15 protein-coding genes are annotated in these 13,386 nt (G+C 73.9%); 8 read left to right on the plus strand and 7 right to left on the minus strand.

Annotated features, from left to right (window positions below):
- The first annotated feature begins 39 nt into the window (after positions 1-39).
- Positions 40-1,446 carry a family 1 glycosylhydrolase gene (locus tag AB0881_RS27685; RefSeq protein WP_366621385.1) on the plus strand — a complete coding sequence of 469 codons (1,407 nt, stop codon included), beginning with the start codon at positions 40-42 and terminating at the stop codon, positions 1,444-1,446.
- On the opposite strand, the gene AB0881_RS27690 is transcribed toward AB0881_RS27685, so the two are convergent.
- The gene (locus tag AB0881_RS27690; protein WP_366621387.1) at positions 1,424-2,245 is read right to left on the minus strand and encodes an SDR family NAD(P)-dependent oxidoreductase; all 822 of its coding nucleotides are present in this window, start codon (positions 2,243-2,245) and stop codon (positions 1,424-1,426) included. The two genes, AB0881_RS27685 and AB0881_RS27690, sit on opposite strands and share 23 nt — an antisense overlap.
- Positions 2,246-2,363: 118 nt before the next feature.
- Here AB0881_RS27690 and AB0881_RS27695 point away from each other — a divergent pair, with 118 nt between their 5' ends.
- Positions 2,364-2,972, plus strand: a complete 609-nt coding sequence (locus tag AB0881_RS27695; protein WP_366621389.1) for a TetR/AcrR family transcriptional regulator — start codon at positions 2,364-2,366, stop codon at positions 2,970-2,972.
- Here the strand turns inward: AB0881_RS27695 and AB0881_RS27700 are convergent.
- Positions 2,969-3,841, minus strand: a complete 873-nt coding sequence (locus AB0881_RS27700) for an ABC transporter permease subunit (RefSeq protein ID WP_366621391.1) — start codon at positions 3,839-3,841, stop codon at positions 2,969-2,971. The genes AB0881_RS27695 and AB0881_RS27700 overlap by 4 nt on opposite strands.
- 34 nt (positions 3,842-3,875) lie before the next feature.
- Positions 3,876-4,772 (minus strand): ABC transporter ATP-binding protein, encoded by an 897-nt coding sequence (locus AB0881_RS27705; RefSeq protein WP_366621393.1) that lies wholly within the window; start codon positions 4,770-4,772, stop codon positions 3,876-3,878.
- Between the two features lie 88 nt (positions 4,773-4,860).
- Between AB0881_RS27705 and AB0881_RS27710 the strand changes: the two genes are divergently transcribed.
- Positions 4,861-5,313, plus strand: coding sequence for a MarR family transcriptional regulator (locus tag AB0881_RS27710; RefSeq protein WP_366621395.1), 453 nt, complete (start codon positions 4,861-4,863; stop codon positions 5,311-5,313).
- Complete coding sequence (locus tag AB0881_RS27715) at positions 5,310-6,668, plus strand: potassium transporter TrkG (protein WP_366621397.1); 1,359 nt, start codon at positions 5,310-5,312, stop codon at positions 6,666-6,668. The genes AB0881_RS27710 and AB0881_RS27715 overlap by 4 nt, the downstream gene beginning before the upstream one ends.
- An 8-nt stretch (positions 6,669-6,676) precedes the next feature.
- On the opposite strand, the gene AB0881_RS27720 is transcribed toward AB0881_RS27715, so the two are convergent.
- Complete coding sequence (locus tag AB0881_RS27720) at positions 6,677-6,868, minus strand: hypothetical protein (RefSeq protein WP_366621399.1); 192 nt, start codon at positions 6,866-6,868, stop codon at positions 6,677-6,679.
- Positions 6,869-7,054: 186 nt separating this feature from the next.
- Here AB0881_RS27720 and sigJ point away from each other — a divergent pair, with 186 nt between their 5' ends.
- Positions 7,055-7,936, plus strand: a complete 882-nt coding sequence (sigJ, locus tag AB0881_RS27725; protein ID WP_366621401.1) for an RNA polymerase sigma factor SigJ — start codon at positions 7,055-7,057, stop codon at positions 7,934-7,936.
- Between the two features lie 155 nt (positions 7,937-8,091).
- Positions 8,092-8,979 (plus strand): IclR family transcriptional regulator, encoded by an 888-nt coding sequence (locus AB0881_RS27730; RefSeq protein ID WP_366621402.1) that lies wholly within the window; start codon positions 8,092-8,094, stop codon positions 8,977-8,979.
- Between the two features lie 30 nt (positions 8,980-9,009).
- Here AB0881_RS27730 and AB0881_RS27735 read toward each other — a convergent pair whose 3' ends face one another.
- Positions 9,010-9,915 carry an alpha/beta hydrolase gene (locus tag AB0881_RS27735; protein WP_366621404.1) on the minus strand — a complete coding sequence of 302 codons (906 nt, stop codon included), beginning with the start codon at positions 9,913-9,915 and terminating at the stop codon, positions 9,010-9,012.
- A 5-nt stretch (positions 9,916-9,920) separates the two neighbouring features.
- On the minus strand, positions 9,921-10,706 hold the full coding sequence (locus AB0881_RS27740) for a glucose 1-dehydrogenase (protein ID WP_366621406.1): 786 nt from the start codon (positions 10,704-10,706) through the stop codon (positions 9,921-9,923).
- A gap of 46 nt (positions 10,707-10,752) precedes the next feature.
- Between AB0881_RS27740 and AB0881_RS27745 the strand changes: the two genes are divergently transcribed.
- The gene (locus AB0881_RS27745) at positions 10,753-11,352 is read left to right on the plus strand and encodes a PadR family transcriptional regulator (protein WP_366621407.1); all 600 of its coding nucleotides are present in this window, start codon (positions 10,753-10,755) and stop codon (positions 11,350-11,352) included.
- Here the strand turns inward: AB0881_RS27745 and AB0881_RS27750 are convergent.
- The gene (locus tag AB0881_RS27750; RefSeq protein WP_366621409.1) at positions 11,347-12,804 is read right to left on the minus strand and encodes a FadD3 family acyl-CoA ligase; all 1,458 of its coding nucleotides are present in this window, start codon (positions 12,802-12,804) and stop codon (positions 11,347-11,349) included. The two genes, AB0881_RS27745 and AB0881_RS27750, sit on opposite strands and share 6 nt — an antisense overlap.
- A 99-nt stretch (positions 12,805-12,903) precedes the next feature.
- On the opposite strand from AB0881_RS27750, the gene AB0881_RS27755 reads away from it, so the two are divergent.
- Positions 12,904-13,386 (plus strand): flavin reductase family protein, encoded by a 483-nt coding sequence (locus tag AB0881_RS27755; protein WP_366621411.1) that lies wholly within the window; start codon positions 12,904-12,906, stop codon positions 13,384-13,386.

Below are 13,386 nucleotides of genomic sequence, written 5' to 3' on the forward strand. Positions count from 1 at the left end.
GTTTGAATGAGAAGTCCATTCAGGTTAGAAGGAGCGGACATGGGCGTGCTTCCCCGCTTTCCCGAAGGGTTCCTCTGGGGTACGGCCACGGCGGCGTACCAGATCGAAGGGGCGGTGAAGGAGGACGGCCGGGGCGCGAGCATCTGGGACACCTTCTGCGCCGAGCCCGGCCGCATCAAGCATGGCGCCACCGGCGAGGTCGCCTGCGACCACTACCACCGCTGGCCGGAGGACGTCGCGCTGATGGCGGACCTCGGCGTCGGCGCGTACCGCTTCTCGGTCGCGTGGCCGCGGATCCAGCCGGAGGGGCGCGGCCCGGCCAACGCCCGCGGCCTCGACTTCTACGACCGCCTCGTCGACGCCCTCGCCGCACGCGGCGTCGCGCCCGCGGTCACCCTCTACCACTGGGACCTCCCGCAGGCGCTGGAGGACGGCGGCGGCTGGCTGGACCGCGACACCGCGCACCGCTTCGCCGAGTACGCGGGCCTCGTCGCCGACCGGCTGGGCGACCGCGTGGACCTGTGGATCACGCTGAACGAGCCGTTCGTCCACATGACCGAGGGGTACGGCATCGGCGTCCACGCGCCCGGCCGGACCCTGCTGCTGGACGCGCTCCCCGCGGCCCACCACCTGCTGCTCGGCCACGGCCTCGCGGTCGCCGCCCTGCGGGAGCGGACCGCCGGCCGGATCGCGCTCACCAACAACTACAGCCCGGTCTGGCCGGCCACCGGCTCGGCGGAGGACCGCGCCGCCGCGGCCGCGTTCGACGCCCTGCAGAACCGCCTGTTCACCGACCCGGTCCTGCTCGGGCGCTACCCGGACCTGTCGGCGTACGGCGTCACCGGGCTCCCGTTCGTCCGGGACGGCGACCTCGCCGCCATCGCCGCGCCGCTCGACCGGCTCGGCGTCAACTACTACAGCCCCACCAGGATCGCGGCGCCCCAGGCGGCCGCCCGCCCGCGTACCGGCGGCGCGTCGGTCATGGCCGAGGTGGAGGACCATCTGGAGGGCGCCGGGCTGCCGTTCGAGGACGTCCCGATCGACGGCTACCGGGTCACCGCGTTCGGGTGGCCGGTCGTCCCCGGCGGGCTCCGCGAGATGCTGCTGCACCTGCGCGACGAGTACGGGGACGCGCTGCCGCCCATCCTGGTCACCGAGAACGGCTGCTCCGTCCAGGACGAGCCCGGGCGCCCCGACCAGGAGCGGATCGACTTCCTGGACGGCCACCTGCGCGCCCTCCACCAGGCGATGGAGGAGGGCGCCGACGTCCGCGGCTACTTCGTCTGGTCGCTGCTGGACAACTTCGAGTGGGCCGAGGGGTACGAGCAGCGCTTCGGGCTGGTCCACGTCGACTACGCGACGCTGGAGCGCACCCCGAAGGCGTCCTACCACTGGCTCCGCGAGCGGCTCGCGGAGCAGCGGGTCAGCCCGGCGCCTTCCGGCTGAGCTCCTCCCACGCCCGGTAGTGCTCGGTGCGGGCCCGGTCCAGGTCCTGGACCATGTCGTACGACGCGCCGCCGACGATGAGCCGCCGGGGCGGGTCCGGGAGCGCGGCCAGCTCCAGGATGACGGGGGCCGCCGTGCCCGGCGGCGGGCCCGCCTCGTCGCCCCACATCCGCGCCAGCTCCTCGTGCAGCTCCGCGTACTCGGGGCGGGGCTCGGCCGCCGTCGTCCCCGCCGTGAACAGGCCGGTGTCGTAGCCGCCCATCCGGACGACGGTGACCTTGATCCCGAAGCGCTCGACCTCCATCGCCAGCGCCTCGGAGACCGAGTCCAGCGCCGACTTGCCCGCCCCGTAGAACCCGACCGCGGCCATGCCCGCGCCGGCGCCCATCGAGGTGATCTGCAGGATCCGCCCGGATCCCCGCTCGCGCAGGTGGGGCAGCACGGCCTGGACGACCCAGACGGCACCGAAGAAGTTGACGTCGAGATGGGCCCGGATCTGCTCCTCCGTCGCCTCCTCCACCATGCCGTACAGCAGCCCGCCGGCGTTGTTGACCACGACGTCGAGCCCGCCGAAGGCCGCCGCGGCCCGGTCGGCGGCGGCGAAGACGGCCTGCCGGTCGGAGACGTCGAGCGGGATGCGGACGAGGCTGTCCGGGTAGCCGTCCGCCAGGTCCGCGAGCGGCTCGACGTTCCGCGCCGCGGCCACGACGCGGTCGCCGGCGGCCAGGACGGCCTCGGTGAACGCGCGGCCCAGCCCGCGGGACGCACCGGTGATGAACCACACTCTGGCGGTCGTCATGAGTAACCCACCCTCCCTTGACGAGACGCACCGTCTCGTCTTGCGACAACTATGCACCCCGGTTCCGGCGGCTGTCAAAACGAACCGGTCCGTCTCGCCACCCTGCTACCCTCGCCGCATGCCCAGCACCAGGAAGCGGCCCGACCAGGCCCGGCGCAGCGAACGGTCCCGCCAGGCGATCCTCGCCGCCACCCGCGAGCTGATCTCCGAGGTCGGGTACCGGCGCGTCTCGATCGAGGGCATCGCCGCCCGCGCCGGCGTAGGCAAGCAGACGATCTACCGGTGGTGGCCGTCCAAGGGCGCGGTCATCTTCGACGCGTTCCTCGCGCTCAGCGACGGCGGCGAGGGCGGCGGCGAGGGCATCGCGCTGCCCGACACCGGCGACATCGAGGCCGACCTCAAGGCCGTCATGCGGGCGACGGCCGCCGAGTTCGCCGACGCCGACTTCGAGCGGCCGATCCGGGCGCTGAACGCCGAGATCGTCAACGATCCGGACCTCGCCGCGCAGTACCGGGAGAAGCTCGCGCGCCCCGTGGACGACGCCAAGAAGGCCCGCCTGCGCAGCGCGCAGCAGGCGGGCCAGCTGTCGGCGGAGGCCGATCTCGATCTCGTCCTGGAGGTGCTCTACGCCCCGCTCTTCCAGCGGTGGCTGCACCGGTCGGGGCCGCTCACCCCGGAGTACGCCGACGCGCTCGTCGACATCACGCTCCGGGCGTTCCGCCCCTAGCGGCCGATGTCGCGGCGGGACAGCCGCCAGGCCCCGACAGCGATCAGGACGGCCGTCGCGGCGGCCAGGATCGCGAGGTCGGCGGGCCGGAAACCGTTCTTGAGGGGCTCGCCGCCGATGTAGTAGTGGAACGGGGTGAGGTGGCGCAGCCGGTCCGCGCCGATCTGCGGGGCGAAGCCGTGCAGGGCGTACGCGGCGACGCCGGCGCCCGCGGTGATGCCGAAGACGGCGGGCCGGCCCTTCCCGGTGGCCGCGCCGATCCCGGTGGCCAGCGCGCCGAAGAGCATGGCCAGCAGCGCCAGGCTGGCGGCCTGGGCGGCGAAGTTCCCGACGCTGATCCCGTCGAGTTCGGCGCTGGAGCGTACGGCGAGCATGGCCAGCAGGACGACGGCCGCGATGGCCAGGGCGCCCGTGGCGAGGGCGGCGTAGCGGTGCAGGAGGAGGCGGGTGCGGCCGAGCGGGTGGGCCAGCAGCAGGTCCAGGTAGCCGCTCTCCTCGTCGGCGGAGATCATGCGGGCGCCGGTGGCGGCGCCGTAGAACATCGCCAGAAGCGGGACGAGCAGCCCGAACACCGCGCCCTGGAGGTAGCCGGCGGCGCTGGACGCGTCGTCGAGCCCGAACCCCTCCATCGCCTCCGGCACCGACGCCATCGCGTCGGCCGACAGCTGCGGGTAGAAGCTGCCGTACATCATGGCCAGCAGGCCGGTCGCGACGGCCCAGGCGGTGAAGACGCGCCGGTTGTCGTACAGCGTCTTGGTGAACATCGAGCCGCCGGACGCGCGGGCGAGGCCGGACGCGCCGGGGATCGCGGTGGTGGTGCTCGCGGTTGTGGTGCTCGTGGACGTGGTGCTCGCGGACGTGGTGCTCATGGTGCCGCCGTTCTGGGTGGTGTGGTCGCGGACGTCAGGCCGCGTGGCCGGTGTAGTACGCGTGGAAGAGCTCTTCGAGGTCCTGCCCGCCGGCGTGCAGGCCGGTGACGGTGTGCCGGGCGGCGGCCTTGACCAGGGCGTCCGGGGCGCCGTCCACCCGGCAGGTCAGGACGGTGCCCTCGACGGCCAGGTCCGTGACGCCGGGCAGCCCCGCGAACTCCTCGGCCGGGACGGGCGCCGCGAAGGTGATCCGCACCTGGAGGAAGGAGCGGGCGCGCAGGTCGGCCACGCTGTCGAGGGCCACCAGCCGGCCCTCGCGGATGATGGCGACGCGGTCGGCGACGGCCTCCACCTCGCTCATGATGTGGCTGGACATGAACACCGTCTGCCCGTCCGCCCGGGCCTCGGCGACCATGTCCAGGAAGGTCTGCTGGACGAGCGGGTCGAGGCCGGACGTGGGCTCGTCCAGGATCAGCAGCTCGGGCTCGTGCATGAACGCCTGCACCAGCCCGACCTTCTGCCGGTTTCCCTTGGACAGGCTCTTGATCCGGGCGGACAGATCCAGCTCCAGCCGGTCGGCCAGCCCGGTGATCCGCGCCGGCGGCACGCCGCCGCGCAGGCCGCCGAGGAAGGCCAGGCACTCGCCGGCCTTCTGCCGGCCGTCGACGGCGAAGTCGCCGGCCAGGTAGCCGATCCGCCGGTGCAGCGCGACCGCGTCGGCGCGCGGGTCGAGCCCCAGCACGCGGGCGGTGCCGGAGGTGGGCCGGATGAGGTCGAGCAGCAGCCGGATCGTGGTGGACTTCCCGGCGCCGTTGGGCCCGAGGTAGCCGAGCACCTCGCCGGCCCGTACCCGCAGGGACAGCTCGGTGAGGCCCCGGCGGGCGCCGTACGTCTTGGTGAGCCGGTCGAGTTCGATCGCCGTGTCCGTCATGGCGAGCACGCTATCAGAGTTTTCAGAGATTTCTGAAGACTCAGAGCTGTTAGGATTCCGTCAAGATCCATGGATGAGGGGGACGGCTTTGGCGGACACCACCGAAGCGGCCGAGCACCTGGCGCTGGTCCTGGCGCAGGGCGGGCTCCAGAAGGCGACCGCGCGGGTGCTGTCGGCGTTCATGTTCGCCGACGAGGACAGCGTCACCGCGCCCGAGCTGGCCGAGCGGCTGGGCATCAGCTCCGGCAGCGTCTCGGGGGCGATCAAGATGCTGTCGACCGTCGGCCTGATCGAGCGCGCTCCGGCGCCGGGCAGCCGCCGCGAGCACTACCGCGTCCGCGACGGCGCCTGGGCCACGCTGATGTCGTCCCAGAACGGCATGGTCCAGGCCATGTTCGAGGCCGCCGACCGCGGCATCGACGCGGCCGGCCCCGGCACCCCCGCCACCCGCCGGCTGGAGGAGATGCGCGACTTCTACGGCTTCATGTTCCGCGAGATGCCCGCCCTGATCGAGCGCTGGCGCGCCGAACGCCGTTCATGAGCCGGACCTCTCGGAGCACGGCGCTCCTGGAACGGTTCCAGCACCCCGCCCAGGTCGTGGTCACCGGCTTCGCCGTCACCATCGCGATCGGGACGCTGCTGCTGTCGCTCCCCGCCGCCACGCCGGGCACCGGCTCGGCCCGGCCGCTGGACGCCCTGTTCACCGCGACCTCGGCGGTCTGCGTGACCGGCCTGGTCACCGTCGACACCGGGACGCACTGGTCGACGTTCGGCGAGCTGGTCATCCTGGCGCTGATCCAGGTGGGCGGCCTGGGGCTGATGACGCTGGCCACCCTGTTCACGATCCTGCTGTCGCGCCGGCTCGGGCTGCGCGCGCGGCTGGCCGCGCAGGCCGAGACCAAGACGCTGCGGATGACCGACGTCCTGCGGGTCGTCCGGCACGTGGTGCTGTTCACGCTGGGCTGCGAGGCGGTCGTGGCGGTGGTGCTGGCGGCGCGGTTCGCGCTCGGGTACGGCGAGCCGTTCGGCCGCGCCGCCTACCTGGGGATCTTCCACTCGGTGTCGGCGTTCAACAACGCCGGGTTCGCGCTGTGGTCCGACAGCCTGGTCCGGTTCGCCGCCGACCCGTGGATCTGCCTGACCGTCTGCGCCGCGATCCTGGTCGGCGGGCTGGGCTTCCCGGTGATCTTCGAGCTGGCCCGCGGCCGGCGGCGGCCCCGGACCTGGTCGATGCTCACCCGCGTCACGCTCGCCACCTCGGCCGTCCTGCTGGCCGCCGGGACCCTCGTGCTGACGGTGGCCGAGTGGACGAACCCCGCCACCCTCGGGGCGCTGCCCGGCCCGGCCCGGGTGCTGGCCGGCTTCACCGCCGCGGTGATGCCCCGTACCGCCGGGTTCAACAACATCGACGTCGCCGGGATGCGGTCGGAGAGCTGGCTGGCCACCGACCTGCTGATGTTCGTCGGCGGCGGCAGCGCCGGCACCGCGGGCGGCATCAAGGTCACCACGTTCGGGCTGCTGGCGTTCGTCATCTGGGCCGAGCTGCGCGGCGAGACCCGCGTCAACGTGGGCCGCCGCCGGCTGCCCGAGTCCACCCAGCGGCAGGCCGTGGCGATCGCGCTGCTCGGCGTCGGCCTGGTCGCCGCCGCCACGTTCGCGCTGCTCGTCCTGACCGCGCACCCGCTGGACCGGGTCCTGTTCGAGGCGGTGTCGGCGTTCGCCACCGTGGGCATGTCCACGGGCATCACCGCGGACATGCCCCCCGCCGCGCATCTCGTGCTGATCGCGCTGATGTTCGTGGGCCGCATCGGGCCGCTCACGCTCGGGACGGCGCTCGCCCTCCGCGAGCGCGCCCGCCGCTACGAGTTCCCCGAGGAACGCCCCATCGTCGGCTGAACGGCGCCCTAGCTCTCGTCGACGATGCTCCAGCGCCCGACGTCGTTGTAGGCGGAGTCGTAGACGGCCGAGCCGTCGCCCGGCTTCATGTCGTAGTGGCGGAGGTTGCCGCCCCAGTAGCGCAGGATGCGTCCCAGCTCGTCAGCGGCTTTGCCGTCGAACGCGTTTTCGCCCATGTCGACTTCCAGGATGAACTTCATGCTTCAATCGTCTCATTGAACTCCTTTATGAGACTTGAGCTGCGAAATCGCCAGGTCGTGGACTGAAAAGTCTCAAATCGGGGTGCCGGGAGGCCGGCGGGGCGGCGATCTCGTGCGGGGGGCGCGTCACATCGGCCGGCGGCCGTGGGTCTACCATTTGGCGGCTTTCTATGAGGGGGAACCAGGGTGGACGAGCGGGATTTGCTGACCGGGCGGTTCGAGGAGCACCGGCCCCGGCTGCGGGCGGTGGCGTACCGGATGCTCGGGTCGCTCAGCGAGGCCGACGACGCCGTCCAGGAGGCCTGGCTGCGGCTCGACCGGACGGACACCGGCGAGGTGGAGAACCTGGGCGCCTGGCTGACCACGGTCGTCGCCCGGGTGAGCCTCAACATGCTGCGCTCGCGCGGGACCCGCCGCGAGGACCCCCTCGACGTGCACGTGCCCGACCCGGTCCTCGCGCCCGAGGACGGCGGCCCGGAGAGCGAGGCGGTGCTGGCCGACTCGGTCGGGCTGGCGCTGCTGGTGGTGCTGGACACGCTCGGCCCGGCCGAGCGGGTGGCGTTCGTCCTGCACGACATGTTCGGGGTGCCGTTCGACGAGATCGCGCCGATGCTCGACCGGACCCCGGCCGCCGCGCGGCAGCTCGCGAGCCGCGCCCGCCGCCGGGTCCGGGGCCAGGCGCCCGTTCCGGACGCGGACATGAGCCGCCAGCGCAGCGTCGTGAACGCGTTCTTCGCCGCCGCCCGCGACGGCGACTTCGAGGGCCTCGTCGCGGTGCTGCACCCCGACATCGTGCTGCGCTCCGACGGCGGCGACGCGCTGCCGCGGCAGACCCTGACGATCACCGGCGCGCGGGAGGTGGCGAGCCAGGCGACGACGTTCGGGCGCCTCTCGCCGCTCGCGCGCCCGGCGCTGGTGAACGGGGCCGCCGGGGCGCTGGTGGCGGGCCGCGACCGGCCGATCGCGGTCATGGGCTTCACGGTCGTGGACGGCCGGATCGCCGCCATCGACGTGCTGGCCGACCCCGAACGGCTGGCGCTGCTCGACCTCACGCCCCTGGACGAGTGACCGGCGGCGCGGCCGCCGCGCCGCCGGGACTCAGTAGCCGGGGCCGCTGAGGAGGCCGCCGTCGCGACGGGCGGGTTGCGTGTACGTTAAGCGGGATGTTCCTATTAGAAATAGAAGGGTTCCCGGTGATCGGGAGACCCGGGTAGGAGGCGCCCATGCCCGTTCCCGCCGCCGCGGAGCTCGCTCTGGAGTCGTCGATGCTGGCGCGGGCCGCGCGCATCCTGTACTCCTTCACGGCCGCGACACCCGAGCAGTCCATGACCGACGTCGTCCGGCGGACCGGGCTGCCGCGCTCGTCGGTGCACCGGATCCTCGACCAGCTCGTCCGGCTGAAGGCGCTGGAGCGGTCCGGGGTGAGGTACCGGCTCGGCCTGGGGCTGATCGAGCTCGGCGCGCTCGCCGCGCACCAGAACCGGCTGCGCGAGGTCGCGCTGCCGTTCCTGCACCGGCTGCACGCCGCCACCGGCATGCCGGTGCACCTGTCGGTCCTGGACGGGCACGAGATCGTCTACCTGGAGAAGGTCGGCGGCGCCCCGGACGGGCGCGGGCCGTCCCGGGCGGGCGGCCGGCAGCCCGCGTACTGCACGGCGGCGGGCAAGGCGATGCTCGCGTTCGCCGGCGAGGAGAGGTTCGCCGAGGTGGTCGCGGCGGGGATGACCGCGCGGACGCCGTTCACGGTCACCGCCCCCCAGGTGCTCCGGCGGGAGCTCGCGGGCATCCGGGAGCGCGGCGTGGCGCTCGACCGGGAGGAGAACCACCGCGGCGTCGCCTGCGTCGCGGCCCCGCTGCGGGACGGCGGGGGCCGCCCGGTCGCGGCGATCTCGCTGTCCGGGCCGCCGCACCGGCTGGACCCGCGCGCGCTGACGCCGCGGCTGCTCACGACGTCGCGGGCGGTGTGGCGGGCGCTGTTCGTCCCGTCCCGGCGCGCCCCCGTTCCGGCCCCGGCGGAGCGTGAACGGCGGCCGCTCGCCTCCGGGCCGCACTGGTCCGAGGAGGCGCTGAGCGGGATGGTCGCCTGGTCGAAGCGCGACGACTGGATGTGAGCCGCCCGCGCCCCGCGGGGGAACCGCCGGTCAGGCCAGGTTCCTCCGCAGGGCGCCGGCGGCGAGCGCCACGGCCTCCCGCGCCGCCGGCAGGACGTGGGCGACGCCGGCGAAGCCGTGGAACGTGCCGGGGAAGCGGCGGGCCTCCACCGCGACCCCGGCGGCGGCGAGCCGTTCCGCGTACGCCTCGCCCTCGTCCCGCAGCGGATCGTGCTCCGCCGTGATCACGCAGGCGGGCGGCAGCCCGGACAGGTCCGCCGCGCGCAGCGGCGAGGCGTCCCGGCCGTCCGCGCCGCCGAGGTACTGCTCCCAGTACCAGGCCATCGCCTTCGCGGTCAGGAAGCCGTCCGCCGCGTGCTCGCGGTACGAGGCGGTGTCCATGGCCGCGTCGGTCACCGGATAGATCAGCAGCTGGTGGCGCAGCGGCGGGCCGCCCCCGTCGCGGGCGCGCAGCGCGGTGAGGGCGGCGAGGGCGCCGCCCGCGCTGTCCCCGGCCACGGCCAGCCGGGCGGGATCGCCGCCCAGCTCGGCCGCGTGCGCGTGCGCCCACACGGTCGCGGCGTACGCGTCGTCGGCGGCGGCCGGATGCCGGTGCTCGGGCGCCCGCCGGTAGTCCACCGACACGACGACCGCGCCGGCGCCCGCGCACAGGTCGCGGGCCAGGCCGTCATGGCTGTCGAGATCGCACAGGACGAAGCCCCCGCCGTGGAGGAACACCACGACGGGGGCGGGCGCCGGCGCGTCCGGCCGGTAGATCCGTACCGGCACGGAACCGGCCGCGCGGTCCTCGACCCGCGCGACCGGCGTGCGGGGCACGTCCGGGACCGGGGCCGCGGCGAGGACGGCCCTGGCCTCCGCCGCGTCGAAGACCGTCTCCCCCAGCGCGGGGAACCCGGCCGTCATCGCGTCCCGGACCCGCCGGGTGAGCCCGTCCACCGGCCCTACCGCCCCTGCCCGGTGACCTGGCCGAGCATGACGACCTCCCCCGCCGTCCAGCCGCCGTCCACCGCCAGCTCGGCGCCGGTCACGTACGACGCCGCGTCCGAGATCAGGAAGCTCACCGCCGCGCCGATCTCGTCCGGCACGCCGACCCGGCCGAGCGCCGCCAGCGGGAACAGGCCCTTACCGACCCGCGCGCCGTGCTCGGCGGTCATCGCGGTGTACGTCATCCCGGGATGCACCGAGTTGACCCGGATCCGGGACGGCCCGAACTCGATCGCCGCGATCTTGGTGAGCCCGCGGACGCCCCACTTGGACGCGCCGTACCCGGACGTCCCCGGCAGCGCCGTCAGCCCGGCCGCCGAGGAGATGTTCACGATCGACCCGCCGCCGGCCGCCCGCATCGGCCCGACGACCGCCTTCAGCCCGAGGAACACCCCGGTCAGGTTGATCTTCAGTACGCGCTCGAAGTGCTCCGCCGACTCGTGCTCGATGACGAGGTTCGAGGAGATCCCGGCGTTGTTGACCAGGCCGTCGATCCGGCCGTGCTCCGCCACCACCGCCTCGACCACCGTCCGCCAGCTCTCCTCGCTGGTCACGTCGTGCCGGTGGAACGTGCCGCCGTGCTCGGCGGCGGTCGCGCGGCCGTCCTCCTCCAGCAGGTCGGCGATCACGACGCGGGCGCCCTCGCCCGCCATGGCCGCGGCGGCCGCGGCGCCGATGCCGCGCGCCCCGCCCGTCACGACGACGACCTTGCCGTCCAGTCCCTTGCCCTCGGGTCCCGGCATGGGTGTCTCCTTTCCGTTCCGGCGCAGGGCCGTAGTGTTGATTTCCATGGATCGTTCCGCCGGCCCCGCCGAGCTCCCCGCGACCGCCTGGGCGGTCCTCGGCGTGCTGTCCTTCGAGGAGGAGCTGACGGGGTACGGCGTCAGGCGGTGGGCCGACCACGTGCTGCGGTTCTTCTACTGGAGCCCGGCGATGAGCCAGATCTACTCCGAGCTCAAGCGGCTGGAGCGGGTCGGGTACGCGGCGTCCCGCTCCGCGCCCGCCGAGGACGGCCGTACCCGCCGCGTCTACCGGATCACCGGCGCGGGCCGGGAGGCGCTGGCCGGATGGCTGGCGCACGCGCCGGTCGAGCGGCCCGTCCTCAAGCACGCGCCGATGCTGCGGTTCTGGCTGGGCCACCTGTCGAGCCCCGGGCCGCTGCGCGAGCTGCTGCTGGAGCACCGCGCCGCGAGCGAGCGGGCGCACACGGAGGCGGAGTACGCGCGGAAGGTGTCCGAGCAGGTCCCGAGCTGGGCGTACGCCGAGCTGGTCACCCGCTGGGCCGCCCGCCGGCACGCCGCCGAGCGCGACCTCGCCGACCGGATGCTCGCCGACCTGGACGCCCTGGCCCGGCGCGAGGAGGAGGGCGGCCCGGAGCCCCGGTCATGACATCTTCCTCAGCTCCCGCTTGAGGACCTTGCCGCCCGCGTTGCGGGGCAGGGCGTCCACGACGTGGAAGTACCGGGGGACCTTGAAGTTGGCGAGGCGCTCGCGCAGCCACGCGGCCAGCCCGGCGGGCTCCACCGGTGACCGTACGACCAGGTACGCGGCGCCGACCTCGCCGAGCCGCCCGTCCGGGACGCCGACGACCGCGGCGTCGGCGACGGCCGGATGGGTGACCAGCACGCCCTCGATCTCGGCCGGGTAGGCGTTGAACCCGCCGACGACGAACATGTCCTTGAGCCGGTCGGTGACCGCCAGGTGGCCGCGCCCGTCCAGGACGCCGACGTCGCCGGTGCGGAGCCAGCCGTCCGCGTCGATCGCCTCGGCGGTCGCCGCCGGGTCGTCGAGGTAGCCCCGCATCACGTTGTAGCCGCGGACGAGGATCTCGCCGGTGCCCGCGTCGATCCGCACCTCGGTGCCGGCCAGCGCGGGCCCGGTCGTGGTGGCGACGGTCTCGGCGTCGGCGTCCGGCGGGCAGACCGACACGACCCCGCACGACTCGCTCAGCCCGTACCCGGTGAAGACGGACGGGACGCCCAGCTCCTCCCGGATGCGCCGGATCAGGTCGACCGGGACGTTCGCGGCGCCCGTACCGGCGAGCCGGATCGCGTGCGCGGGCCGTTCGGGCAGCTCCAGCAGGGAGTGGAAGACGGTCGGCGGACCCATCAGCACGCTGATCCGCTCCTCGGCCAGCCGCGCGACCACGCGCTCCAGATCGAAGACCGGCTCGGGGACCATCGTGACGCCGTTGAGCAGGCACGCGAGGATGCCCGCCTTGTAGCCGAAGGTATGGAAGAACGGGTTGATGAGCAGGTAGCGGTCGCCGGGCCGCAGGGTCACGCTCCTGGACCATTCGGCGAAGACGCGCAGGTTCTGGCCGTGCGTGGTGAGCACGCCCTTGGACCTCCCGGTCGTGCCCGAGGTGAAGATGATGTCGGAGAGGTCGTCCGGGGCGACCTCCGGCAGCTTCACTTCCGGAGCGGCGTACTCCTCGTCCAGCAGGACGGTACGGGCCAGGTCGGGCAGGTCCTCGCCGGCGAGCAGGCCCGGGTAGTCGACGCCGAGGAAGCCGTTCACCGTGTAGAGCGCGCTCGCCCGGCCGCGCCGGAGGATGTCGGCGGCCTCGGCGCCCTTGTAGCGGGTGTTCAGCGGTATCAGGACCGCGCCCGCGCAGGCCAGGCCGAGCGCGTGGACGATCCAGTGCCGCCCGTTCGGCGCCCAGATCCCCACCCGGTCGCCGGGCCGGACGCCGCGCGCGGCGGCGGCGTGCGCGGCGCCGCGCACCTCGGCGGCCAGTTCGGCGTAGGTCCACCGGACGTCGCCGTCCACCAGCGCTTCACGATCTCCGTGGACGGCGGCCGCGTGCTCGACGAGCGCTGGGATCGTGCCAGGAGCCATCTGTCCCTCTCTCCCTCGCCGGGACGTGTCCTTGACATCGAACCACACCGATGCTTCTAATCGGAATATGCCTGTTCGAAATATCTGGAGGACGTGTAGATGACGGTCACGACCCCCGAGGTGACCCCCGGCGAGATGCGGCGGGTGCTCGGCACGTTCGCCAGCGGGGTGGTCGCCGTGACCGCCGCGCTCGACGGCGCGCCGGCCGGCATGGTCTGCCAGTCGTTCAGCTCGCTCTCGCTGGAGCCGGCGCTGGTGACGTTCTGCCCGGGCAACGCCTCGACCAGCTGGCCGAGGATCCGCGCCGCCGGCCGGTTCGCGGTGAACGTGCTGGCCGCCGACCAGCGGGAGATCTGCGCGGCGCTCGCCGGGACGCGCAAGTTCGACGGCCTCGACTGGCATCCGGGCGCGAACGGCGCGCCGCTGCTGCCGGGCGCGCTCGCCTGGATCGAGGCGGACCTGACCGCAGTGCTCCCTGGCGGCGACCACAGCATCGCGATCGGCGCGGTCACCGCGCTCACCGCCGAGCGCGACGCCGACCCGCTGCTGTTCTTCCGCAGCGCCTACGGCCGCATGGCCTGA

The organism is Spirillospora sp. NPDC029432 (genome assembly GCF_040703975.1).
Classification (GTDB): Bacteria; Actinomycetota; Actinomycetes; order Streptosporangiales; family Streptosporangiaceae; genus Spirillospora.

Bases quoted from the DNA above. Each gene is read 5' to 3' on its own strand.
- AB0881_RS27720 (WP_366621399.1), bottom strand. From the start codon at position 6,868: ATGAAGTTCATCCTGGAAGTCGACATGGGCGAAAACGCGTTCGACGGC.
- AB0881_RS27690 (WP_366621387.1), bottom strand. From the start codon at position 2,245: ATGACGACCGCCAGAGTGTGGTTCATCACCGGTGCGTCCCGCGGGCTG.
- AB0881_RS27700 (WP_366621391.1), bottom strand. From the start codon at position 3,841: ATGAGCACCACGTCCGCGAGCACCACGTCCACGAGCACCACAACCGCG.
- AB0881_RS27695 (WP_366621389.1), top strand. From the start codon at position 2,364: ATGCCCAGCACCAGGAAGCGGCCCGACCAGGCCCGGCGCAGCGAACGG.
- AB0881_RS27750 (WP_366621409.1), bottom strand. From the start codon at position 12,804: ATGGCTCCTGGCACGATCCCAGCGCTCGTCGAGCACGCGGCCGCCGTC.
- AB0881_RS27730 (WP_366621402.1), top strand. From the start codon at position 8,092: ATGCCCGTTCCCGCCGCCGCGGAGCTCGCTCTGGAGTCGTCGATGCTG.
- AB0881_RS27745 (WP_366621407.1), top strand. From the start codon at position 10,753: ATGGATCGTTCCGCCGGCCCCGCCGAGCTCCCCGCGACCGCCTGGGCG.
- AB0881_RS27740 (WP_366621406.1), bottom strand. From the start codon at position 10,706: ATGCCGGGACCCGAGGGCAAGGGACTGGACGGCAAGGTCGTCGTCGTG.
- AB0881_RS27715 (WP_366621397.1), top strand. From the start codon at position 5,310: ATGAGCCGGACCTCTCGGAGCACGGCGCTCCTGGAACGGTTCCAGCAC.
- AB0881_RS27755 (WP_366621411.1), top strand. From the start codon at position 12,904: ATGACGGTCACGACCCCCGAGGTGACCCCCGGCGAGATGCGGCGGGTG.
- AB0881_RS27705 (WP_366621393.1), bottom strand. From the start codon at position 4,772: ATGACGGACACGGCGATCGAACTCGACCGGCTCACCAAGACGTACGGC.
- AB0881_RS27685 (WP_366621385.1), top strand. From the start codon at position 40: ATGGGCGTGCTTCCCCGCTTTCCCGAAGGGTTCCTCTGGGGTACGGCC.